Origin of the sequence: Pseudomonas urmiensis, assembly GCF_014268815.2 — a bacterium.
In the GTDB taxonomy this organism is placed as follows: domain Bacteria; phylum Pseudomonadota; class Gammaproteobacteria; order Pseudomonadales; family Pseudomonadaceae; genus Aquipseudomonas; species Aquipseudomonas urmiensis.
Window position 1 is genome coordinate 3,812,233 of the sequence record NZ_JABWRE020000001.1, and the last position, 22,038, is coordinate 3,834,270.

A 22,038-nucleotide genomic window follows, 5' to 3' on the forward strand; every position below is an offset into this window, starting at 1 on the left:
AATGACCTCGGGAATTCCTAGGCACTCAAACAAACATCGATAAATACGATTATTAAACCCAGATATTTGCGCTTTTTAATCAAATTAATCGGCGTAACATTAAACCCATAGAAACAAACAACCCAACGACTCACCGGAGCAACGACCATGAAAAACAAACTGATCCTGACCCTGGCTCTCTCTGTACTGGCTACTGGCGCCTTCGCCGAAGACGGTTTTGACCGCACCACCGCCCACAACTTCGCCACCGCTCAAACCCAGTCGGCGGCCTATGCAGAAGATGGTTTTGACCGCACTGGCGGCGCACGCTTCGCCGAAGATGGCTTCGATCGCACTGGCGGCGCACGCTTCGCCGAAGACGGCTTCGACCGCACTGGCGGCGCACGCTTCGCTGAAGATGGCTTCGACCGCACTGGCGGCGCACGCTTCGCCGAAGATGGCTTCGATCGCACTGGCGGCGCACGCTTCGCCGAAGACGGTTTCGATCGCACCAACGCCCACCGCATCAGCTGATTGCTGATGCTCACACCCAGCCCGGCTTCGGTCGGGCTTAATCATTTCCAGCAAGGCTCAGGCTTGGCACACTAGGCGCCTCGTCCATCCCAGAGGAAGGGCCCCGGCCCTGAGCAGATGTACTACTACGAACCCGCCAAAGGCCACGGCCTGCCCCACGACCCGTTCAACGCCATCGTCGGCCCTCGACCCATCGGCTGGATCTCTTCGCAAGACCGCGAAGGCCGCCTGAACCTGGCGCCATACAGCTTCTTCAACGCCTTCAATTACATTCCACCGATCATCGGTTTCTGCAGTGTCGGGCGCAAAGACAGCCTGAACAATATCGAGCAGACCGGCGAATTCGTCTGGAACCTGGCCACTCGGCCACTGGCCGAGCAGATGAACCAAAGCTGCGCAGCAGTCGCTGCGGAAGTCGATGAGTTCGTCTTGAGTGGCCTGACGCCAACGGCATCGCGGTTGGTCGGCGTGCCGCGGGTGGGTGAAAGCCCGGTCGCCTTCGAATGCAAGGTCAGCCAGATCGTCCAGCTCAAACGCGCTGACCAGGAGCTGGTGCCCAGCTGGCTGATCCTCGGTGAAGTAGTGGCGGTGCACATCGCCGAGCATCTGCTCAAAGACGGCATCTACGACACCGCTGCCGGCGAGCCAATCCTGCGCGGCGGCGGCCCGCAGGACTACTTCGAACTGGGCAACCTGTTCAAGATGGGCCGGCCCCAGGTCAACGGCTGATCACCAGATCAGCTCGCCCTCTTCGCTCACCCCTTGCAGGCGTTCAAGCTCGGCGCAGGCGGCCTCATCGGCCGCTATCGCGCCTTTGAACACCTGGCCATCGAGCACCTTGTGAAAGCGCGGGGTGCCCATGCCGTTCAATGCCTTCACCGCAATCGCCGCGTTATAACCACCACCTTCTACGGGGACCATCGCCGAAACCGCTTCGAAGTGGGGGAACTCTCTACGTGCCATCGTGCAATCCAGTCTGGGTAAAAGTGCGCATTCTAACCCGAGCCCTGGTCACTGAAGGTATGCAGATCGAGGCTGGCGACCACATGCGCCTGCACCAGCTCACCAAACAGATCGAGATTAGGCGAGGCAAAATAGCCACTCATCGCCTGCTGATCGCGCCAGCTGCCGCTGAGCAGCCACAGGTCGTCATCCGCTTGCGAGCGCTGCACGCTGAAACTCAGGCAGCCGGGCATGCGCAGCGATGGCTCGAGCAGGTCACGCAGGCGCACGCCGAGTTCCGCCGAACGACCGTTGCTGGCACGGATAAAAGCCAAGTGAGTGACCGGTTGGCGTTGGGTCATGAACGATCTCCTTGAAGCGGGGCGGACGGAAAAACCAGGCTGGCCAGCGTAGGGCCTGGCCCGCGCGCGCCGTTAGGCCATTACTGCACGCCGATTGCCTGATCCTGCCACGCTGCAGGATCAGGCAATCGACGTGCAGTAATCGACTAGCGCCGCGGCTTGCCCAAACCTATCCTGCTGGTCACTACATAGGATCCACGCCATGACCACGCCAGCGACCCTCGAACCGACTTTGGAGACCCTGCGCCAGGAGCTTTCCGGGCTGATCCTGCGCCACACCGCCGAGACCAATGGGGTTGAATCGGTGATCGACGGCTTGTTCCTGAGTCGCTATGAGGAGAATGTGCGCGGTATGCCTGCCCTGGCGCAGCCAGCCCTGTGCATCCTTGCCCAGGGTAACAAGACGCTGTTTCTCGGCGATGAACGCTACACCTACGACCCCCTGCACTACATGGTGGTCTCGGTGACCTTGCCAATAACCGGGGCAATGCTTGATGCCTGCCCAGAGAATCCATGCCTGGGCCTGCGCCTGGACATCGACCCGGCCGAAATTAGCCAGCTCATCGCCCAAAGCGGCCCGATGCTGGTGCCCAGCATGCCGTCGGGGCGCGGACTGTTCGTCGAACGCAGCGACGTGACCTTGCTCGATGCGCTGCTGCGCCTGGTGCGGCTACTCGACTCGCCAAGAGATATCGCAGTGCTTGCGCCATTGGTTCGTCGCGAGCTGCTGTACCGCGTATTGCGTGGTCCCCAAGGTCATCGCCTGTATGAAATAGCCTTGGCCAACAGCCAGACCCACCGGGTATGCCAGGCCATTGCCTGGCTCAACCAGCATTACCAGCAACCGCTGCGCATCGAGGACCTGGCGCGTGAGGTCAACCTGAGTACCTCGACCCTGCATCACCGTTTCAAGGCCGTGACCTCAATGAGCCCGTTGCAGTATCAAAAGCAACTGCGCCTGCAAGAAGCGCGGCGGCTGATGCTCAATGATGGGATAGAAGCAGCGGTGGCGGGCTATCGGGTGGGCTACGAGAGCCCGTCGCAGTTCAGCCGCGAGTACAGCCGCCTGTATGGCGCCCCGCCGATTCGGGATGTGGCCAGGCTGAGGGCCAGCGCCAACTGACTACTGTTGCGTAGCACTGTCCTGCTTGCGTCGGTGGCGGCCTCTTCGCGGGCAAGCCCGCTCCCACAAGGACCGCGCTGCTCTATGTCGCAGCGCTGTACATGTTTCCCCAGACCACCTCCCACAGGCAAACGCTGCCCGTGGTCCAACGCTGTACCTGTGGGAGCGGGCTTGCCCGCGAACGAGGGCGCAGCCCTCGCAGCGGTCGTCAGCCCTGCACAGCCTGCTGCCACTGCGCCTGATCCACCTGGATCAAGGTCGGCCCCTTACGCTCGACAGCGCTAGCCAACGCCGCCTGCAATTGCGCCACATCCGCCACATCCTCAGCCGCCGCACCCAACGCCCGCGCCACGCCGATAAAATCCGGCGTATGAATATCCACGCCCACCGGCTCAATCGCCCGATTGACCATGTACTTCTTGATTTCCTCATAGCCCTGGTTATTCCACAGCAGCACGATCAGCGGCACCTGCGCTTCCACCGCGCTGGCCAGCTCCGGCAGGGTGAATTGCAGGCCACCATCGCCGATCAGGCACACTGCGGGCGAGCGCTGGCTGACCTGCTCGGCACTACCGAGCCAGGCGCCCATGGCCGCTGGCAAGGCGTAGCCAAGCGTCCCGTAGCCAGTGGAGGCATTGAACCAGCGGCGCGGCTGATCAAGGTCCAGGGTCAGATTGCCGGTGTACACCGGTTGGGTCGAGTCGCCGACCAGGATCGCCCGGGGCAACGTTTGCAGGACCGCCGTCAACAGGCGCGTCTGACTCAGGGTCGGCTGATCCCAACCAGCCGCCAACGCCTGGCGCAACTGACCCACCCGGGCCACCCCCCACTGCGCCTCAAGCACCGCTGGCGGCTGCGCCTGCAACGCAGCGAGCAACGCCCCTGTCGCTTGTTGGGCGTCGGCCACCAGCGCCAGCTCAGGCAAGTAATTGCGAACTGTCTGGTCAGGGTCGATGTCGATCCGCAGCAAGCTGCCGGGAATCTCGAAGCCACCCTTGAAGGTCACGTCGTAATCGGTCTCGGCCAACTCGGTGCCGATTGCCAGCACCACATCGGCCTCGGCCACCAACGCGCGGGTGGCGGACAGCGATTGGGTCGAGCCGATCTGCAGCGAGTGAGCGGCTGGCAGCAGGCCCTTGGCATTGATGGTCAGCGCCACCGGGGCCTGCAAGTGTTCGGCGAGAGCGGTCAGTTCCACCCCTGCGGCCAGTGCGCCACCGCCAGCGAGGATCAGTGGCCGGCGGGCCTTGGCCAGGCGTTCGGCCATCAGCGTTACAGTCGAAGGTGATGCAGCGGCGCGGCTGGTACGCACCGGCCGCCCTGGTAGCAAGTGATCGGCTGGCTCGACCAGCACATCCAGCGGGATCTCGATATGCACCGGACGCGGCCGCCCCCCCTCGAACACCGCGAAAGCCCGCGCCAGCACGTGCGGCAGGTCATCTGCACACATCAGGGTATGAGAGAACGCCGCCACCCCGGCAACCAGCGCAGACTGATTAGGCAGCTCGTGCAACTTGCCACGCCCACCACCGAGCGAGTCGCGCGACTGCACGCTGGAGATCACCAGCATCGGGATCGAATCGGCATAGGCCTGGCCCATGGCAGTGGTGATGTTGGTCATGCCAGGGCCGGTGATGATGAAGCACACCCCAGGCTTGGCGCGGGTGCGCGCGTAGCCGTCGGCCATGAACCCTGCGCCCTGCTCGTGGCGCGGAGTGATATGGCGGATGGATGAGCCAGCAAGTCCGCGATAGAGCTCCACGGTATGCACGCCGGGGATGCCGAAGACATGGTCCACGCCATAGCCTTCGAGCAGTTTGACCAATACTTCGCCACAGGTTGCCATCGTTCGATACCCAGCTTTGTTGTTGAAATCAGGGCTCATTGGAACCAAGCAGCCGGTATCGCCACAATGCAAAAAAACACATACTAGCCATGTCCTCAGATCATGGCTGACTGCGATGAAACGCCTCCCTCCCCTGCCTGCACTGCACACGTTTCTGGTGACTGCCCAGCACTGCAACTTCACCCGTGCGGCGCAGCAGTTGCACATCACTCAAGGTGCGGTCAGTCGGCAGATCGCCAGCCTCGAAGAGCACTTGGGCTATGCCCTGTTCCAGCGCCAGGCGCGCGGCCTGAGCCTGACCCGCGAAGGCCAGGACTGGCTGCCGCGGGTGCAGCAGGTGTTTGCCTTGATCGACCAAGGTGTGCGTGAAGTGGGCGGGCGCAGCGCCACCCTGCAACTCAAAGCGCCAACCTGCGTGATGCGCTGGCTACTGCCGTGCCTGATGGAGTGGCAGGCCCTGCGTCCGGATGTGCCGGTGGAGCTGACCACCACCGTGCAGCATGGGGTGGATTTTCGTCGCGAAGGGTTCGATGCGGCGGTGGTCTACGGCAATGCGCCCAATCATGGGCTGCGGGTGCGCAAGCTGTTCGATGAGCAGTTGACCCCGGTGTGCGCACCGTCCTTGCTAGATGGATCAGTGCCGTTGGCGCAGCTTGAAGATCTGGCTGGGCACATGCTCCTGCACCCTTCGCGCGACGAGCATGACTGGCGGCTGTGGCTACAGGCGGCGGGGGCAGGGTTCGATCTGCACGGCCCGCGCCAGCACTTCGAAACCCTGGACATGGCGATGGCCATGGCCTCGCAGGGCACTGGCGTGGCGATTGGCGACTGGGCGCTGATTGGGGATGACCTACGCAGCGGCAGGTTGTGCATGCCGTTTGGCTTGAAGGTGATGACGGGGAAGGCGTATTACCTGGCAAGCCCAGCCAAGAGCCCCCCTGCGGGGTTGATCGAGTTGCTGGATTGGCTGGAACAACGTGCCAGCCAGTGATGCTGTGCTGGATGGGCCGCTCTGCGGCCCCAGCATTCAGTACCCGACCGTAAAGCGCTGCCGCGAATGCGCCGGTTTCTCCAGCTCATCAAGCATGGCAATGGCGTAATCGGCGAAGCTGATCCAGCTTTTGCCATCCGCCCCGATCAGCAGATGATCCTTGCCCAATTGGTAATGCCCACTGCGCGGCCCTTCGACAAACTCCGCCGACGGCGACAGGAACGTCCAATCCAGGTTCTGCTCCTGACGCAGCGTTTCAAGAAAACGCACCCCGGCCGTAGCTTCAGCCTTGTAAGCCTCAGGGAAATCCGGGCTATCGATCACCCGATGCCCCGACGGCAACAGCAGGCTACCTGCCCCACCCACCACCAGCAGCCGCTTGACCCCGGCACGCTTGACCGGCTCGATGATCGCACGCGGTTCGAGGGTGGAGAAGTGCGCCGCGCTCAGCACCGCGTCGACCCCAGCCACAGCCTGCTGCAACGCTGCACTGTCCTTGGCATCCAGGGCCTTTACAGTAACGCCCTCGCGCCCTTGCAACGCGGACGGATCACGGGCGATGGCCACGACACTGTGACCACGGCGCAGGGCCTCTTCCAGCAACTGGCTGCCAGCCCGTCCGGTAGCACCGATAATTGCGATCTTGCTCATGGGAAACACTCCATCAGGTTGAAAGGGATTACCACTTCATCTCGCCCTTGGCGACCTTGGCGCTGAGCTCCAACGAGCTTTCGTCGGCAAGGTCTGGGTAACGCGCTTTCATGGCTGCGATCAGCGCGTTGGCATCCTTGGCCTTCGCGGTTTCGCTGTCGAAGGCACGAATGTAGTTGGCAGTGAAGCGCACCGCGTCCAGCGATTGGCTGCTTTTGCCCAGATAGTGACCAGGGATCACCGTGCGCGGAGCCAACTGCTCAATGCGTTGCAGCGTCGCCAGCCAATCGGCGTGGGATTGCGTGGTCTGGGTATCGGCCATCCACACGTGAATATGCTCGGCCACCACCACGCCACCGACCACCGCCTTGATCGACGGAATCCAGACGAAACTGCGATCAGGCTGCGGGCCGTCCAGGCCGATGATCTGCAGCGCCTGCCCTTCCAGCTCAAGGCGATCGCCTTGCAGCACTTGCGGAACGACCAGACGCGTGGGCTGATCAGCGCCCATCTGCGGCCCCCAATAGGCTAGCTTGGCATCCATGGTCTTGCGGATATGCGCCACGGTGGCCGCAGAGGCCACCACCCGTGCCTTGGGGAAGGCTGCGGTCAGGGTCTGCAGGCCAAAGTAATAGTCCGGGTCGCCATGGCTGATATAGATCGTGGTCAAGCGCTTGTCGCTGGCCCGCAGGCGTTGTACCACTTGCTCGGCCTGGGCCTTGCCGAACTGAGCGTCGACCAGAATCGCCTCATGCTCGCCACTGACGATCACCGAACTGACTGGAAAGATCGCCTCATGACCTGGGTTATAGACCTCAAGCTGCAAAGGCTCGGTAGCCAGTACGGGGCCTGCGAGTGCTGCGCACGCCAGCAACACGCTGCGCAAGGGGGTAAGAAATGACATTGGCTGATCCTGTGAATGGTCGATGCAGGACAGCTTAGTTGCCCGATCCATTACAAAAAATGCGATGCTGCTACATAGTTTGTTTCCAAAATCGAGCAGATCATGGACCGTCTTAACGCCATGCGCGTGTTTGTCACCGTCGTCGACCTGGGTAGCCAGTCGGCAGCTGCGGATCATCTGCAGATGTCCAGGCCAGTGGTGTCGCGCTATCTGGCAGAACTGGAAGACTGGGTCGGCGCACGCCTGATGCAGCGCACCACGCGCAAACTCAGCCTGACCGCCGCTGGCCAGGAGACGCTGCCGCGCTGCCGGCAAATGCTGGAGTTGGCGGGCGACCTGCAAAGCGCCGTGCGCCAGCCGGACGATGCGCCACGCGGGGAGCTGCGCATTAGCGTCAGTACGTCATTTGGCCAAGCGCAACTGGTCGATGCAGTAGCGGAGTATGTGAGCTTGTTTCCAGGGGTTAAGGTCGAGCTGCAGATGCTCGATCGCACGGTCAATCTGGTCGACGAGCGCATCGACTTGGCGATTCGTACCAGCAACGACCTTGATCCCAACCTGATCGCCCGCCGCCTGACGGTCTGCCGCTCTGTGGTCTGCGCCGCCCCCGCTTACCTGCAAACCCATGGCGTACCGCAACAGGTGGAGGAGTTGAGCCAACACAATTGCCTGACCCATGCCTATTTCGGCCATAGCCTGTGGCATTTCGAAGTGGATGGCCGTCAGCTCGCCGTGCCGGTGCAAGGCAATATCAGCGCCAACGAAGCCATGACCTTGCAGAAGGCCGCGCTGGCCGGCGCAGGCATCGCCATGCTGCCGACTTACCAGGCAGCTTGCGCCCTCAAAAAGGGCGAACTGCTGCGCTTGCTGCCGCAGGCCAAGCCCCGGGAGCTGAACCTGAATGCGGTCTATACCTCGCGCAAGCACATGCCGGCGACCTTGCGCAGCATGCTCGATTTTCTTGCTCAGCGTTTCAAGGATGAGCCGCAGTGGGATAGCGGCATTTAGGCCGCCACTGCCTACAAAGTGATCAGACTGACCTATGCTTGTAGTTACCACCTGTCGCTGTTGAAGGAGGTAAGCTCGATGAGCATAAGAACAAGAAGATGCGCCGTGGCCTTCGCCTTGGTCGCGGTCGCAGGCCTCTATGGCTCGGCCTGCTGGCGAGTCGAACTGCTACGCAACCAGCCCAACTCGGCGGCCAGTTGCGCCCAGGAGCACTGCGTTCCCCACACCGCGACCCTGAGCGCCGTCAGATAAGCCGACGGCAGCCTGCCGTTACTCTTCGACGCTCATGTATTCCTTGGCCCAGCGGATGTAGTCCTCAGGCTGGGTGTAGGTGTGCGAAAGCTCGGTAGCGCTGAGGTTCTCGGACTTGTTCTGCTGGCCACGCTGCAAGCGCAGGCAATCATAGGTCGCCTTGATCGCGGCAAAGTAGGCGGCGTGCCCATCGACCACGATCCGCACCCCCAGGCGCGCCAGACGCTCGTCGTCACGCAGATTCGGGTTGCCGTAGCTGACCAGCATCAGCGGCACGCTCAAGTGCTCGGCAATCTGCTCCAGGTGATCGAAGTCCTTCACCCCGACCATGCAGATCGCATCGGCGCCGGCCTTCTGGTAGCTCTGCGTGCGCACGATGATTTCTTCGGTGGTGAGCACCCCGGCGTTGGTGCGGGCGATGATCGACAGCGACGAATCGACCCGTGCCTCGATGGCTGCGCGCACCTTGCCAACACCCTCTTCCACTGAAATCAGGTCAGTCGACTTACGGCCAAACTGTGCTGGCAACAGGGTGTCTTCAATGGTCAGCGCGGCCACACCGGCGCGCTCGAGCTCGATCACCGTGCGCATCACGTTCAGCGCATTGCCATAGCCATGGTCGGCGTCAGCCATCACTGGCAACTGGGCAACACGGCCGATGCGGGTGGCCTGTTCGACGAACTCGCTCAGGGTGATCAGGGCGAAGTCAGGCGCGGCCAGCACCTGCAGCGAAGCGACCGAACCGCCAAGGATGCCCACCTCAAAACCGAGGTCGGCGGCGATGCGTGCGGACATCGGGTCAAAGACCGAGGCGGTGTGATAGCACGAGCCTGAGGCGAGCAGTTTACGGAAGGCAAAACGCAGATCTTGGTGGGAAGCCTTGGGCATGATCACTCCGCAATAACGTTGAAATTGAACTGGCTGACAACCGACCCCGAAATTGGGTCTACCTGACCTGTTCCAACCGTCGCCATCTGGGCGGTCATGCTCGACATGCAGGCAGAGGAATAAAAGGCGTGGGATACAGCGACCGGAAAATCTGCGGCAAAATGATGCACCAAGCTGGTGCAAAGCCCTGATTTCAGCCTCTGCGGCCCGGCCACGATATCACGCAGCCATGCACATCCGGGTGAAAGGGCTAATGCCGATCTTGCATAGGGAATGCACATACTACATAGGAAGCTACCTAAGTCAGGTTACACTTGACCAGCGTGAGCAGCCCGCGATCCGGCTGTTTTCAATTACAAGGTATGACCGTGACCGCCGCCCTGCCCCCCGCCGTCCTGCGCAGTGTCCTCAGCGCCCTGATGCTGGCGATCTTTCTCGGTGCCCTGGACCAGACCATCGTCGCCGTCTCGCTGCCAGCGATCTCGGCCCAGTTCAATGATGTCGGGCTGCTGGCCTGGGTGATTTCTGGCTACATGGTGGCGATGACCGTGGCCGTGCCGATCTACGGCAAACTCGGCGATCTGTATGGCCGTCGGCGGATGATCCTCACCGGCACCGCGCTATTCACCCTCGCCTCGGTGTTTTGCGCGTTGGCGCAGAACATCGAGCAGCTGGTCTTGGCCAGGGTGCTGCAAGGGGTCGGCGCAGGCGGCATGGTCTCGGTCAGCCAGGCGATCATCGGTGACTACGTGGCGCCGCGCGAGCGTGGCCGCTATCAGGGCTACTTCAGCAGCATGTACGCGCTGGCCAGCGTGGCCGGGCCGGTGTTTGGTGGCTGGCTAACCGAGTACCTGTCCTGGCACTGGGTGTTCTGGATCAACCTGCCGCTGGGCCTGGCGGCGCTCTGGGTGATCAACAGCGCCTTGCGCGGCATGCCAGTCAAGCGCCGTGAAGCACAAGTGGATTACCTCGGGGCGGTGCTACTGATTATTGGCCTGGGCAGTCTGTTGCTTGGCATTACCCTGGTCGGTCAGGGACATGCCTGGCTGTCCACGCCCGTGTTGGCGCTGTTCGGCTGCGCCCTGCTGGGGTTGCTGCTGTTCATTGGCCATGAGCGCCGTTGCCAGGAGCCGCTGCTGCCCCTCTCGCTGTTCAGCAATCGGGTCGCTGTGCTGTGCTGGGTGGTGATCTTCTTCGCCAGCTTCCAGTCGATTTCCCTGACCATGCTGATGCCGCTGCGTTACCAAGGCATTACCGGCGCGGGCGCCGATAGCGCGGCCCTGCACCTGCTGCCATTGGCCATGGGGCTGCCGATGGGGGCGTTTGGCGGTGGCCGGCTGACCAGCCTGACTGGCCGCTACAAGCCGCAGATTCTTACCGGCGCGGTATTGATGCCGCTGGCGATTTTCGCCATGGCCCTCACCCCGCCGCAGTCGGGGTTACTCAGCGCTGTGTTCATGCTGCTGGTGGGCATTGCCTGCGGTTTGCAATTTCCGACCTCGCTGGTGGGTACGCAAAGCTCGGTGCAGATCAAGGACATTGGCGTTGCCACCAGCACCACCAATCTGTTCCGCTCGCTGGGCGGCGCGATGGGCGTTGCCTGTATGTCCAGCCTGATGCTGGCGCTGCTGCACGATGGCGGGTTTGCGTTGCTGGGTAATCCGCTACTGGGCAGTTTGCAGGCGGGGGATGCAGACCCTGCGACCCAGGCGCGGCTGCTGGAGATGTTCAAGCAGTTGTTGATCGGCAGCGCAGCGGTGGCCGTGTTGGGCTTGTTCGCGGCGATCGGTTTGCCGGATCGGCAATTGCGCGGGCATTGAGCTGGCATTGCAGGACGAGGTGGTTGGACGGGCGCTATCGCGGGGCAAGCCCGCTCCGACGCCTCCCAGCAGGGGCCAGCAGCGTGGGAGCGGGCTTGCCCCGCGATAGCGTCAGTTCGGCCAACCCATTAACTGTCCCTTAATACAACCGGGCAACACTTCCTCACAATCCTTAACAAAGTGTCATTTGCGCATGCCAGGGCTCAAGCGCAGCATATCCAGCCCGGTATCGACCCATTGCTCGGCGTTGGCCAGCAGGTCGAAGCTGTCCGGCAGCAACAACCAGCGGCCAATCAACCCGTCTACATAGGCGAACAGGGCGATGGCGGCACGCTCCACATCCAGATCCGCAGGTAACTGTTCACGGCGTACTGCATTGGCCAACGCGAGGGTGATGCCCTCATGGCAATCAAGGATCGCGCCTTGGCGCTGCTGACGAATTTCACACATCTCATCGGTGAACTCGCACTTGTGATGCAGGATTTCATTGATACGCCGGGTTCGGGCGTCCAGCACCAACTCGGTAAAGACCTGCAGCAACAGCTTGCGCATGCAGCCGAGCGGGTCTACTTCATCTTCGCTCTCGCTGGCGCGAGCCAGGTGGTCGTGGGTTTCGTGCAGGCTGTCAAGCAGCGCCTGGACCAACTCCGCCTTGTTGTTGAAGTGCCAGTAGATCGCCCCACGGGTGACCCCCGCAAGCTCCGCGATGTCGGCCAGGGTAGTTCGCGCAACCCCGCGCTTATAGAAGGCCTTTTCCGCCGCCTCGATGATCTGGGCGCGGGTTTCCTGGGCTTCCTCTTTGGTTCGACGGACCATGGCAGCACAACCTCATCAGGGCCCAGCCGCTCACGCGGCAGCTGGGAATCAGGCCGGGGGCACCTCTGCATGGGCGACTCCCGGGGCAATTGAAGGCTCGGTGTGGCAACTGACCACTACCGTATGGTATTTACAAACAACCATGAATGTAAGTATATTCGTTAGTAAGCTATTAATCCAGCCGATAGCATTTTTTCTGACAAGACTCTTCCATTATTCTTGAGCGTCTCCCAGCTCTCGCGACCCGAGGATCCTCATGCAATTCAAGCCAGCCGTCACCGCCCTGGTTTCCGCCGTCGCCCTGGCAACACTGCTAAGTGGCTGTAAGAAAGAAGAGGCGGCACCTGCGCCGCAGGCTCCTCTGGTCGGCGTCGTCACCCTGCAACCACAAGCCTTTACCCTGACCTCGGAACTGCCGGGGCGCACCACTGCGTTCCGCGTCGCCGAAGTTCGGCCACAGGTCAATGGCATCATTCTCAAGCGCCTGTTCAAAGAAGGCAGCGAGGTCAAGGAAGGTCAGCAGCTGTACCAGATCGACCCATCTGTGTACGAAGCCAACCTGGCCAACGCCCAGGCCAACTTGCAGGCTACCCGTTCGTTGGCCGAGCGCTACAAGCAGCTGATCGACGAGCAGGCCGTATCCAAACAGGAATACGATGACGCCAATGCCAAACGATTGCAGGCCGAAGCGTCGCTCAAGAGCGCCCAGATCGATCTGCGCTACACCAAGGTCCTGGCACCCATCAGTGGCCGGATCGGCCGCTCCTCGGTGACCGAAGGCGCGCTGGTGAGCAATGGCCAGACCAACGCCATGGCCACTATTCAGCAGCTCGATCCGATCTACGTCGACGTCACCCAGTCCACGGCCGAGCTGCTCAAGCTGCGCCGCGACCTGGAAAGCGGCCAGTTGCAGAAGGCCGGGGAAAACGCCGCCAAGGTTCAGCTGATCCTGGAAGATGGCAGCAAGTTCGCCCAAGAAGGCCGCCTGGAATTCTCTGAAGTTTCGGTCGACGAGACCACAGGTTCCGTGACCCTGCGTGCCGTGTTCCCTAATCCAGAACACACCCTGCTGCCGGGCATGTTCGTCCACGCTCGCCTGCAGAACGGGGTCAACGCCAACGCCATCCTGGCACCGCAACAGGGCGTAACCCGTGACCTGAAAGGCACGCCAACGGCGATGGTGGTCAACCAGGAGAACAAGGTCGAGCTGCGTCAACTCAAGGCCAGCCGCACCCTGGGCAGCGACTGGCTGATCGAGGAAGGCCTCAACCCAGGCGATCGCCTGATCACCGAAGGCCTGCAATACGTACGCCCCGGCGTCGAGGTCAAAGTCGGCGAAGCCACCAACGTCAAGAAGCCGGGCAATCCTCAGGCCAATGCGGCGAAAGCAGACGGCAAAGCGGAGTAAACCATGTCGAAGTTCTTTATCGATCGCCCGATCTTCGCCTGGGTGATCGCCCTGGTGATCATGCTGGTCGGCGCCTTGTCGATCCTGAAGCTGCCGATCAACCAGTACCCAAGCATCGCGCCGCCGGCCATCGCCATCGCCGTGACCTACCCGGGCGCCTCGGCGCAGACGGTGCAGGACACCGTGGTGCAGGTCATCGAGCAGCAGCTCAACGGCATCGACAACCTGCGGTATGTGCAGTCGGAAAGTAACTCCGACGGCAGCATGACCATTACCGCGACCTTCGAGCAGGGCACCAACCCTGATACGGCGCAGGTCCAGGTGCAGAACAAGCTGAACCTGGCCACCCCACTGCTGCCGCAAGAAGTGCAGCAGCAGGGTATCCGTGTCACCAAGGCAGTGAAAAACTTCCTGATGGTGATCGGCCTGGTGTCCGAAGACGGCAGCATGACCAAGGATGACTTGGCCAACTACATCGTCTCGAACATGCAGGACCCGGTCTCGCGTACCGCAGGTGTCGGTGACTTCCAGGTGTTCGGCGCCCAGTACGCCATGCGCATCTGGCTCGATCCGGCCAAGCTGAACAAGTTCCAGCTGACCCCGGTTGACGTGCGCACTGCGGTTACCGCGCAGAACGTCCAGGTGTCCAGCGGTCAGCTCGGCGGCCTGCCAGCCCTGCCGGGTACCCAGCTCAACGCCACCATCATCGGCAAGACCCGCCTGCAAACCGCCGAGCAGTTCGAGAAGATCCTGCTCAAGGTCAACAGCGATGGCTCGCAGGTGCGCCTGGGTGACGTTGCCAAGGTCGGCCTGGGCGGTGAGAACTACGCGGTCAGCGCGCAGTTCAACGGCAAGCCGGCCTCGGGCCTGGCGGTCAAGCTCGCCACCGGCGCCAACGCCCTGGACACTGCCACGGCGCTGCGCAAGACCATCAGCGACCTGGAGCCATTCTTCCCGCCTGGGATGAAAGCGGTGTTCCCGTATGACACCACGCCCGTGGTCACCGAATCGATCAGCGGGGTAATCCACACCCTGATCGAAGCGGTAGTGCTGGTGTTCCTGGTGATGTACCTGTTCCTGCAGAACTTCCGCGCCACGGTGATTACCACCATGACGGTGCCGGTGGTGTTGCTGGGTACCTTCGGTATCCTCGCCGCCGCAGGCTTCAGCATCAACACCCTGACCATGTTCGCCATGGTCCTGGCCATCGGTCTGTTGGTGGACGACGCCATCGTTGTGGTGGAGAACGTCGAGCGGGTGATGTCCGAGGAGGGCCTGCCGCCCAAAGAAGCCACCAAGCGTTCGATGGAGCAGATCCAGGGTGCGCTGGTCGGTATTGCCCTGGTGTTGTCGGCGGTACTGCTGCCGATGGCGTTCTTCGGCGGCTCCACCGGTGTGATCTACCGGCAGTTCTCGATCACCATCGTGTCGGCCATGGGCCTGTCGGTGCTGGTCGCGTTGATCTTCACCCCGGCCCTGTGCGCGACCATGCTCAAGCCACTGAAAAAGGGTGAGCACCACGTCGCCAAAGGCGGTTTCTTCGGCTGGTTCAACCGCAACTTCGACCGCAGCGTACAAGGCTACGAGCGCAGTGTCGGTGGCATCCTGCGCAACAAGCTGCCGTTCCTGCTGGCCTATGCCCTGATCGTGGTCGGCATGATCTGGCTGTTCATGCGCATCCCTACTGCGTTCCTGCCTGAAGAAGACCAGGGCGTCCTGTTCGCCCAGGTGCAGACCCCCGCCGGTTCCAGTGCCGAGCGCACCCAGGCGGTAGTCGACCAGATGCGCGAGTACCTGCTCAAGGACGAAGCCGACACCGTGTCGTCGGTATTCACCGTCAACGGCTTCAACTTCGCCGGTCGCGGCCAGAGCTCGGGTATGGCGTTCATCATGCTCAAGCCCTGGGATGAGCGTTCGGCGGAGAACAGCGTGTTCAACCTGGCGGCCCGTGCCCAGCAGCACTTCTTCGGCTTCCGTGACGCGATGGTGTTTGCCTTTGCCCCGCCTGCGGTACTGGAGTTGGGTAACGCCACCGGTTTCGACGTGTTCCTGCAGGACCGTGCAGGCCTCGGTCACGAGAAACTGATGGAGGCGCGCAACCAGTTCCTGGCCAAGGCCGCACAGAGCAAGATCCTCTCTGCAGTGCGCCCCAACGGCCTGAACGACGAGCCGCAGTATCAGCTGATCGTCGACGACGAACGCGCCAGCGCCTTGGGCGTGACCATCGCCGACATCAACAACACCCTGTCGATTGCCTTGGGTGGTAGCTACGTCAACGACTTCATCGACCGCGGTCGGGTCAAGAAGGTCTACATCCAGGGCGATGCCAATGCCCGGATGAACCCTGAAGACCTGCAGAAGTGGTACGTACGCAACGCCAAGGGTGAGATGGTGCCGTTCTCCTCCTTCGCCACCGGCGAATGGTCGTTCGGCTCGCCGAAGCTGTCGCGCTACAACGGTGTAGAAGCGGTCGAAGTGCTGGGTGCTCCGGCGCCGGGCTACAGTACCGGTGAGGCCATGGCCGAGGTCGAGCGCATCGCCAGCGAACTGCCAACCGGCATCGGTATGTCCTGGACCGGTATGTCGTACGAGGAAAAACTCTCTGGCTCGCAGATGCCGGCACTGTTCGCCCTGTCGCTGCTGTTCGTGTTCCTCTGCCTGGCAGCGCTGTACGAAAGCTGGTCGATCCCGATCGCGGTGGTGTTGGTAGTGCCACTGGGGATCATCGGTGCACTGGTTGCCACCAGCATGCGCGGGCTGTCCAACGACGTGTACTTCCTGGTTGGCCTGTTGACCACCATCGGTCTGGCGGCGAAGAACGCGATCTTGATCGTCGAGTTCGCCAAGGAACTGCATGAACAAGGCAAGAGCCTGTACGACGCGACCATCGAAGCGTGCCGTATGCGTCTGCGCCCGATCATCATGACCTCGCTGGCGTTCATCCTCGGCGTGGTACCGTTGACCATCGCCAGCGGCGCAGGCTCGGGTAGCCAGCATGCCATTGGTACTGGGGTGATCGGCGGCATGATCAGTGCGACCGTGCTGGCCATCTTCTGGGTACCGTTGTTCTTCGTAGCAGTGTCGTCGTTGTTCGGCAGCAAAAAGCCAGAAACCGACGCCACCCCTGAAACTCCACGTTATGAGGCTGGGCAATGACCAAGTCTTTGTTGTCCCTGGCGGTAACCGCCCTGATCCTCAGCGGCTGCTCGCTGATCCCTGATTACCAGACCCCGGACGCACCGGTGGCAACGCAGTGGCCGCAAGGCCCTGCGTACTCGCCGACCGAATCGGCCGATGTCGCCGCCGCTGAACAAGGCTGGCGCCAGTTCTTCCAGGACCCGGCGCTGCAGCAGCTGATCCAGACCTCGCTGGTCAACAACCGCGACCTGCGAGTGGCTGCGTTGAACATCGACGCCTACCGCGCCCAGTACCGCATCCAGCGCGCTGACCTGTTCCCGGCGGTCTCGGCCACCGGTAGCGGCAGCCGTCAGCGCACCCCGGCGAACATGTCGCAGACGGGCGAATCGGGTATCACCAGCCAGTACTCGGCGACCCTCGGCGTCAGCGCCTACGAGCTGGATCTGTTCGGCCGTGTGCGTAGCCTGAGCGAGCAAGCGCTGGAAACTTACCTGTCCAGCGAACAGGCGCGTCGCTCCACGCAGATCGCCCTGGTCGCCAGCGTGGCCAACGCCTACTACACCTGGCAGGCTGACCAAGCCCTGCTCAAGCTGACCGAAGACACCCTCAAGACCTACGAGGAAAGCTACAACCTGACCCGTCGTAGCAACGAAGTGGGGGTCGCCTCGGCGCTCGACCTGAGCCAGGCACGCACCGCTGTCGAAGGCGCGCGGGTCAAGCTGTCGCAGTACCAACGCCTGGTCGCCCAAGACCTCAACAGCCTGACCGTGCTGCTCGGCACTGGCGTGCCGGCCAACCTGCCAGCACCGCTCAAGCTCGATGCCGACCAACTGGCCGAAGTGCCCGCCGGTCTGCCGTCGGACCTGCTCACGCGCCGCCCGGACATCCAGGAAGCCGAGCACCTGCTCAAGGCCGCCAACGCCAACATCGGCGCGGCCCGCGCAGCGTTCTTCCCGAGCATCAGCCTGACCGCCAATGCCGGCACCTTGAGCCCGGACATGGACGGGCTGTTCAAAGGAGGGTCGGGGACCTGGCTGTTCCAGCCGCAGATCAACCTGCCGATCTTCAACGCCGGCAGCCTGCGCGCGAGCTTGGATTACTCGAAGATCCAGAAGGACATCAACGTCGCCAAGTACGAAAAAACCATCCAGACCGCCTTCCAGGAAGTCTCCGATGGCCTGGCGGCGCGCAAGACCTTCGAAGAGCAGTTGCAGGCGCAGCGTGATCTGGTCGCGGCCAACCAGGATTACTACCGCCTGGCTGAGCGTCGCTACCGGATCGGTATCGACAGCAACCTGACCTTCCTCGACGCCCAGCGCAACCTGTTCAGCGCGCAACAGTCATTGATCAGTGATCGCCTGTCGCAGCTGACCAGCGAGGTCAATCTGTACAAGGCCCTGGGTGGCGGCTGGTATGAGCGTACCGGCCAGGCCAACCAGCAGGCATCGCTGCAAGCGCCCAAAGGCTGATTGATCGGTAACGCATCAAGCCCACCTTCGCGGTGGGCTTTTTGTTTGTGAGGCCAGTCATCGCGGGGCAAGCCCGCTCCCACGTTGGTCTGAGCAGAATCTCTTGGCAAGCGTGGGCAAGCCCGCTCCCACGCTACCCGAAGGATTCAGTCTGACCAACGTGGGAGCGGGCTTGCCCCGCGAAGAGGCCACCCTGGACAATAAAAAGTAACTGACTGGAACATTCCGTTCGATTATCGCCCAGTACCGCCTGCGACGAATTGCCCCGCCCCTGCTGTGCCGCGCACCATTCTCCCCGCAACGTTGCACAAGTTCATCCAATCAAGACCCCGTCGCCCCTGCAGGCCCGCACCCCGCAGCGCACCGGTTCGCCCAATAAAAACAAGAGATCCACGACAGATGAGCACTTCGCAACCCGCACGCCAGCTGCTGCCCGGCCTGTTGGCCATGTCCTGCGCCCTGCCCGCCTTCGCCGCCGACGGTGGGTTCCTCGACGACGCCAAGGCCACTCTCAACCTGCGCAACTTCTACATTAACCGCAATTTCGTCGACCCGGCCAACCCCCAGGGCAAGGCCGAAGAATGGACCCAGAGTTTCATCCTCGACGCGCGTTCCGGGTTTACCCAAGGCACCGTTGGCTTTGGCGTGGACATCCTGGGTTTGTATTCGGTGAAGCTCGACGGCGGCAAAGGTACCGCTGGCACCCATCTGCTGCCGGTGCACGATGACGGTCGTCCGGCCGATGATTTCGGCCGCCTGGGCGTGGCCTTCAAGGCCAAGCTGTCGCAGACCGAACTGAAGGTCGGTGAGTGGATGCCCGTGCTGCCGATCCTGCGCTCGGACGACGGCCGCTCGCTGCCGCAAACCTTCCGGGGCGGCCAGATCACCTCGAAAGAGATTGACGGCCTGACCCTGTACGGCGGCCAGTTCCGCGCCAACAGCCCGCGTAATGACGCGAGCATGGAAGACATGTCGCTCAACGGTCGCAGTGCGTTCACCTCCGACCGCTTCAATTTCGCTGGGGGCGAATACACCTTCAACGACAAACGCACCCTGATCGGCCTGTGGGATGCCCGCCTCAAGGACATCTACCGCCAGCAGTATCTGAACCTCAGCCACAGCCAGCCGCTCGGCGAATGGACCCTGGGTGCCAACCTGGGCTACTTCATCGGCAAGGAAGACGGCGCCGAACGCGCAGGCGAGTTGGATAACCGCACCGCCTCAGCCATGCTCTCGGCACGCTACAAAGGCCACACCTTTTACGTAGGCTTGCAGAAAGTCAGCGGCGATGACGCCTGGATGCGGGTCAACGGCACCAGCGGCGGGACCCTGGCCAACGACAGCTACAACTCAAGCTTCGACAACGCCAAGGAGCGCTCCTGGCAGGTGCGCCATGATTTCAACTTCGTCTCGGTGGGCGTACCCGGCCTGACCCTGATGAACCGCTATATCAAGGGTGACAATGTGCACACCAGCACCGTCGACGACGGCAAGGAATGGGCGCGTGAAACCGAGCTGGCGTATGTCGTGCAGTCGGGCACCTTCAAGGACTTGTCGCTGAAATGGCGCAACTCGACCATGCGCCGGGATTACAGCACCAACTCGTTCGATGAAAACCGGGTGATCGTCAGCTATCCGCTGAATCTCTTGTAGTGAGTTGCGGCCTCATCGCTGCGACTCGCCCTGCGATGAGGCCGGCCAATTCAGCAAAGCCTATGCTTATAAAATAAGCATATAAAAAACAAACAAAACCATCATTGACGGAATATGTAACTAAAGCTAAAAACGATACTCCCGCCCGCCGCAGAGCTCGACATGGACCTTCGCCAACTGCGCTACTTCATCGCCCTTACCGAATACCGCAGTTTCGTCCGCGCCGCCGAGGCCATGGGCATCACCCAACCGGCCTTCAGCCGGGCCATCCAGGGCCTGGAGCAAACCTTCGGTTGTTCTCTGATAGACCGCGCCAGCAAGGCCCTGCACCCAACTCCTGAAGGCCTGGTGGTGCTGCAACACGCCCGGCGCCTGGTGCAGGGCGCTGCGCAATTGAGCACCGAGGTATTGCAGATGACCAAGCTCGATGCTGGCGAGCTGCATTTTGGCAGCGGCCCGGCGCTGGCCGTACGCCTGGTCCCCGATGCCCTGCAGCACTTCATCGAGGCCCACCCCGGCATCCGCACCTCGCTGCTGGTCGACAACGCCGAACGCCTCGGCCAAGCCCTGCGCCGTGAACAAATCGAATTTTTCGTCGACGACATCCGCCCGTTCGAAGCCGACCCCAATTTCCACACCGAGCCACTCAACCCTCGCCCGGGCCTGTTCTTCTGCCGGCCGGGCCATCCGTTGCTGGCCAAGGACAGCCTGTCGACCAATGACTTGTTCGCCTACCCGCTGGCCAGCGCCCTGCTCGCCCCTGGCGTGCGCAAGCGCCTGGCCAACCTCAGTGGGCGCAATGACTTCACCCCCCACTTGCAGACCGAGCACCTGGCCGTGCTGCGCAGCGTGGTGCTGGCCAGTGATGCGATCGGCACCGCCAGCGAAGAATCGGTGGCCGACGACTTGAGCAGCGGCCGCCTGGTGCGCCTGCACTGGCGTAATTTGCCACCGGGCCTGGAAGTGCTGAGCGTGCGCTGTGGCGTGGTCAGCCGCAGTGGCTATCGACTGTCCCCGGCCGCGCGGGCGATGATCGAGACCTTGATTGGCCTCGATCAGCGCACTTCGCCGCGCGAGCAGCCGCCACGCACCGCGCCGCGTGCCGGGCATTCGCCACGCTGATGATGAAGCATCAACCGCGCGCGGTTCCGGCGTTGTGGCCGGGGGGCTATGCTTGCACACAGTGATCCACTGTCAGCGGTGCAGCCAAGGAGGAACAACAATGAAAAGCCTCGTCGAACACCTGAGCCAGTACGCCGCCTACCACCGTGACCCACGCAACATCGCCACCCACTTCGTCGGCATTCCGCTGATCGTCGTGGCCGTGACCATTCTGCTGTCGCGCCCGGGTTGGGATGTCGCCGGGATGTGGCTGTCACCGGCGTTGATCGCAGCGGCGGCCTCAGTGTGGTTCTACCTGCGTCTGGATCTGCGCTTTGGCTTGGTGATGGGGCTGTTGCTGGGGTTGTGCCTGTGGCTGGGGCAGATGCTTGCGCTGAAGAGCACCGGGCTATGGCTGAGCGCCGGGCTGGGCGCCTTTGTGCTGGGCTGGATCATCCAGTTTGTCGGGCATTATTACGAGGGGCGTAAACCTGCGTTCGTCGATGACCTGAGCGGGTTGATCATCGGACCGTTGTTCGTGGTGGCGGAGGCGGCGTTCATGCTCGGGCTGTGCCCGCAGTTGAAAAAAGCCGTGGAAGCCAATGCTGGGCCGGTGGCGATCAGGCACAAGAACGCCGCGGTTTAAGTTGCGCCCTCATCGCGGGGCAAGCCCGCTCCCACGTCCTCAGCCTCACTGAGATGACTGCGTGGGAGCGGGCTTGCCCCGCGATGAAGCCAGCACCCTCAACAACTATTCTTGTAACTGACGCGACTCGACCCCCAACTCATCCCACACCGATTCTGCCAGGTGGAAAGTGGCATTGGCCGCCGGAATCCCGCAATAGATCGCGCTCTGCATCAGCACTTCCTTGATCTCTTCGCGCGTCACGCCATTGTTGGCCGCCGCGCGCAGGTGCAGCTTGAGCTCGTCATTGCGGTTCATGCCGATCAGCATGGCAATGGTGATCAGGCTGCGGGTATGCCGTGGCAGCCCTGGGCGGGTCCAGATATCCCCCCAGGCGTGGCGCGTGATCATTTCCTGGAACTCGCCGTTGAAGTCGTTGAGTTTTTCCAGGCTGCGGTCCACGTGGGCGTCACCGAGCACGGCGCGACGCACCTGCATGCCCGCGTCGTAGCGTTGTTTTTCGTCCAT

Annotated in this window: 21 protein-coding genes; 13 read left to right on the forward strand and 8 right to left on the reverse strand. The window is 62.2% G+C overall.

What is annotated here, in order from left to right:
- Positions 1-147: 147 nt before the first annotated feature.
- Entirely contained in the window at positions 148-513 is a 366-nt protein-coding gene (locus tag HU737_RS17105; RefSeq protein ID WP_186553965.1) for a heme utilization protein, read from the forward strand.
- A gap of 117 nt (positions 514-630) precedes the next feature.
- Complete coding sequence (locus HU737_RS17110) at positions 631-1,242, forward strand: flavin reductase family protein (protein ID WP_186553964.1); 612 nt, start codon at positions 631-633, stop codon at positions 1,240-1,242.
- Here HU737_RS17110 and HU737_RS17115 read toward each other — a convergent pair whose 3' ends face one another.
- A complete protein-coding gene (locus tag HU737_RS17115) occupies positions 1,243-1,476 on the reverse strand; it encodes a hypothetical protein (RefSeq protein ID WP_186553963.1) in 234 nt (77 codons plus the stop codon).
- Between the two features lie 32 nt (positions 1,477-1,508).
- Positions 1,509-1,817 carry an antibiotic biosynthesis monooxygenase family protein gene (locus tag HU737_RS17120; RefSeq protein WP_186553962.1) on the reverse strand — a complete coding sequence of 103 codons (309 nt, stop codon included), beginning with the start codon at positions 1,815-1,817 and terminating at the stop codon, positions 1,509-1,511.
- 202 nt (positions 1,818-2,019) lie between these two features.
- Here HU737_RS17120 and HU737_RS17125 point away from each other — a divergent pair, with 202 nt between their 5' ends.
- Positions 2,020-2,940 carry an AraC family transcriptional regulator gene (locus HU737_RS17125; RefSeq protein ID WP_186553961.1) on the forward strand — a complete coding sequence of 307 codons (921 nt, stop codon included), beginning with the start codon at positions 2,020-2,022 and terminating at the stop codon, positions 2,938-2,940.
- 208 nt (positions 2,941-3,148) lie between these two features.
- Here the strand turns inward: HU737_RS17125 and HU737_RS17130 are convergent, their stop codons facing one another.
- Complete coding sequence (locus tag HU737_RS17130; protein WP_186553960.1) at positions 3,149-4,786, reverse strand: 5-guanidino-2-oxopentanoate decarboxylase; 1,638 nt, start codon at positions 4,784-4,786, stop codon at positions 3,149-3,151.
- Positions 4,787-4,901: 115 nt separating this feature from the next.
- On the opposite strand from HU737_RS17130, the gene HU737_RS17135 reads away from it, so the two are divergent.
- A complete protein-coding gene (locus tag HU737_RS17135; protein ID WP_186553959.1) occupies positions 4,902-5,777 on the forward strand; it encodes a LysR substrate-binding domain-containing protein in 876 nt (291 codons plus the stop codon).
- 36 nt (positions 5,778-5,813) lie between these two features.
- Here the strand turns inward: HU737_RS17135 and HU737_RS17140 are convergent, their stop codons facing one another.
- Together HU737_RS17140 and HU737_RS17145 are read right to left on the reverse strand one after the other, a co-directional pair.
- The gene (locus tag HU737_RS17140; RefSeq protein WP_186553958.1) at positions 5,814-6,428 is read right to left on the reverse strand and encodes an NAD(P)-dependent oxidoreductase; all 615 of its coding nucleotides are present in this window, start codon (positions 6,426-6,428) and stop codon (positions 5,814-5,816) included.
- 28 nt (positions 6,429-6,456) lie between these two features.
- Positions 6,457-7,332, reverse strand: a complete 876-nt coding sequence (locus HU737_RS17145) for an MBL fold metallo-hydrolase (protein ID WP_186553957.1) — start codon at positions 7,330-7,332, stop codon at positions 6,457-6,459.
- Between the two features lie 102 nt (positions 7,333-7,434).
- Between HU737_RS17145 and HU737_RS17150 the strand changes: the two genes are divergently transcribed.
- Both HU737_RS17150 and HU737_RS17155 read left to right on the forward strand, forming a co-directional pair.
- The gene (locus tag HU737_RS17150) at positions 7,435-8,340 is read left to right on the forward strand and encodes a LysR family transcriptional regulator (RefSeq protein WP_186553956.1); all 906 of its coding nucleotides are present in this window, start codon (positions 7,435-7,437) and stop codon (positions 8,338-8,340) included.
- A 78-nt stretch (positions 8,341-8,418) separates the two neighbouring features.
- Positions 8,419-8,592: a hypothetical protein gene (locus HU737_RS17155; RefSeq protein ID WP_217838537.1), complete on the forward strand. Its 174-nt coding sequence runs from the start codon at positions 8,419-8,421 to the stop codon at positions 8,590-8,592.
- An 18-nt stretch (positions 8,593-8,610) separates the two neighbouring features.
- On the opposite strand, the gene HU737_RS17160 is transcribed toward HU737_RS17155, so the two are convergent.
- Positions 8,611-9,480, reverse strand: a complete 870-nt coding sequence (locus tag HU737_RS17160; protein WP_186553955.1) for an isocitrate lyase/PEP mutase family protein — start codon at positions 9,478-9,480, stop codon at positions 8,611-8,613.
- Positions 9,481-9,848: 368 nt separating this feature from the next.
- On the opposite strand from HU737_RS17160, the gene HU737_RS17165 reads away from it, so the two are divergent.
- Positions 9,849-11,300, forward strand: a complete 1,452-nt coding sequence (locus HU737_RS17165; RefSeq protein WP_186553954.1) for an MDR family MFS transporter — start codon at positions 9,849-9,851, stop codon at positions 11,298-11,300.
- 183 nt (positions 11,301-11,483) lie between these two features.
- On the opposite strand, the gene HU737_RS17170 is transcribed toward HU737_RS17165, so the two are convergent.
- Positions 11,484-12,116 carry a TetR family transcriptional regulator gene (locus tag HU737_RS17170; protein WP_186553953.1) on the reverse strand — a complete coding sequence of 211 codons (633 nt, stop codon included), beginning with the start codon at positions 12,114-12,116 and terminating at the stop codon, positions 11,484-11,486.
- A gap of 256 nt (positions 12,117-12,372) precedes the next feature.
- Between HU737_RS17170 and HU737_RS17175 the strand changes: the two genes are divergently transcribed.
- The 6 genes from HU737_RS17175 to HU737_RS17200 all read left to right on the forward strand — a co-directional run bounded on the left by HU737_RS17175 (position 12,373) and on the right by HU737_RS17200 (position 21,531).
- The gene (locus HU737_RS17175; protein WP_186553952.1) at positions 12,373-13,524 is read left to right on the forward strand and encodes an efflux RND transporter periplasmic adaptor subunit; all 1,152 of its coding nucleotides are present in this window, start codon (positions 12,373-12,375) and stop codon (positions 13,522-13,524) included.
- Positions 13,525-13,527: 3 nt separating this feature from the next.
- On the forward strand, positions 13,528-16,680 hold the full coding sequence (gene ttgB, locus HU737_RS17180) for a multidrug efflux RND transporter permease subunit TtgB (RefSeq protein WP_186553951.1): 3,153 nt from the start codon (positions 13,528-13,530) through the stop codon (positions 16,678-16,680).
- Positions 16,677-18,131 carry an AdeC/AdeK/OprM family multidrug efflux complex outer membrane factor gene (locus HU737_RS17185; RefSeq protein WP_186553950.1) on the forward strand — a complete coding sequence of 485 codons (1,455 nt, stop codon included), beginning with the start codon at positions 16,677-16,679 and terminating at the stop codon, positions 18,129-18,131. The genes ttgB and HU737_RS17185 overlap by 4 nt, the downstream gene beginning before the upstream one ends.
- A 399-nt stretch (positions 18,132-18,530) precedes the next feature.
- On the forward strand, positions 18,531-19,784 hold the full coding sequence (locus HU737_RS17190) for an OprD family porin (protein ID WP_186553949.1): 1,254 nt from the start codon (positions 18,531-18,533) through the stop codon (positions 19,782-19,784).
- A 162-nt stretch (positions 19,785-19,946) separates the two neighbouring features.
- A complete protein-coding gene (locus HU737_RS17195; protein WP_186553948.1) occupies positions 19,947-20,906 on the forward strand; it encodes a LysR family transcriptional regulator in 960 nt (319 codons plus the stop codon).
- Positions 20,907-21,006: 100 nt separating this feature from the next.
- Positions 21,007-21,531, forward strand: a complete 525-nt coding sequence (locus HU737_RS17200; RefSeq protein WP_186553947.1) for an Mpo1 family 2-hydroxy fatty acid dioxygenase — start codon at positions 21,007-21,009, stop codon at positions 21,529-21,531.
- 105 nt (positions 21,532-21,636) lie between these two features.
- On the opposite strand, the gene pcaC is transcribed toward HU737_RS17200, so the two are convergent.
- Positions 21,637-22,038: a 4-carboxymuconolactone decarboxylase gene (pcaC, locus tag HU737_RS17205; RefSeq protein WP_186553946.1), complete on the reverse strand. Its 402-nt coding sequence runs from the start codon at positions 22,036-22,038 to the stop codon at positions 21,637-21,639.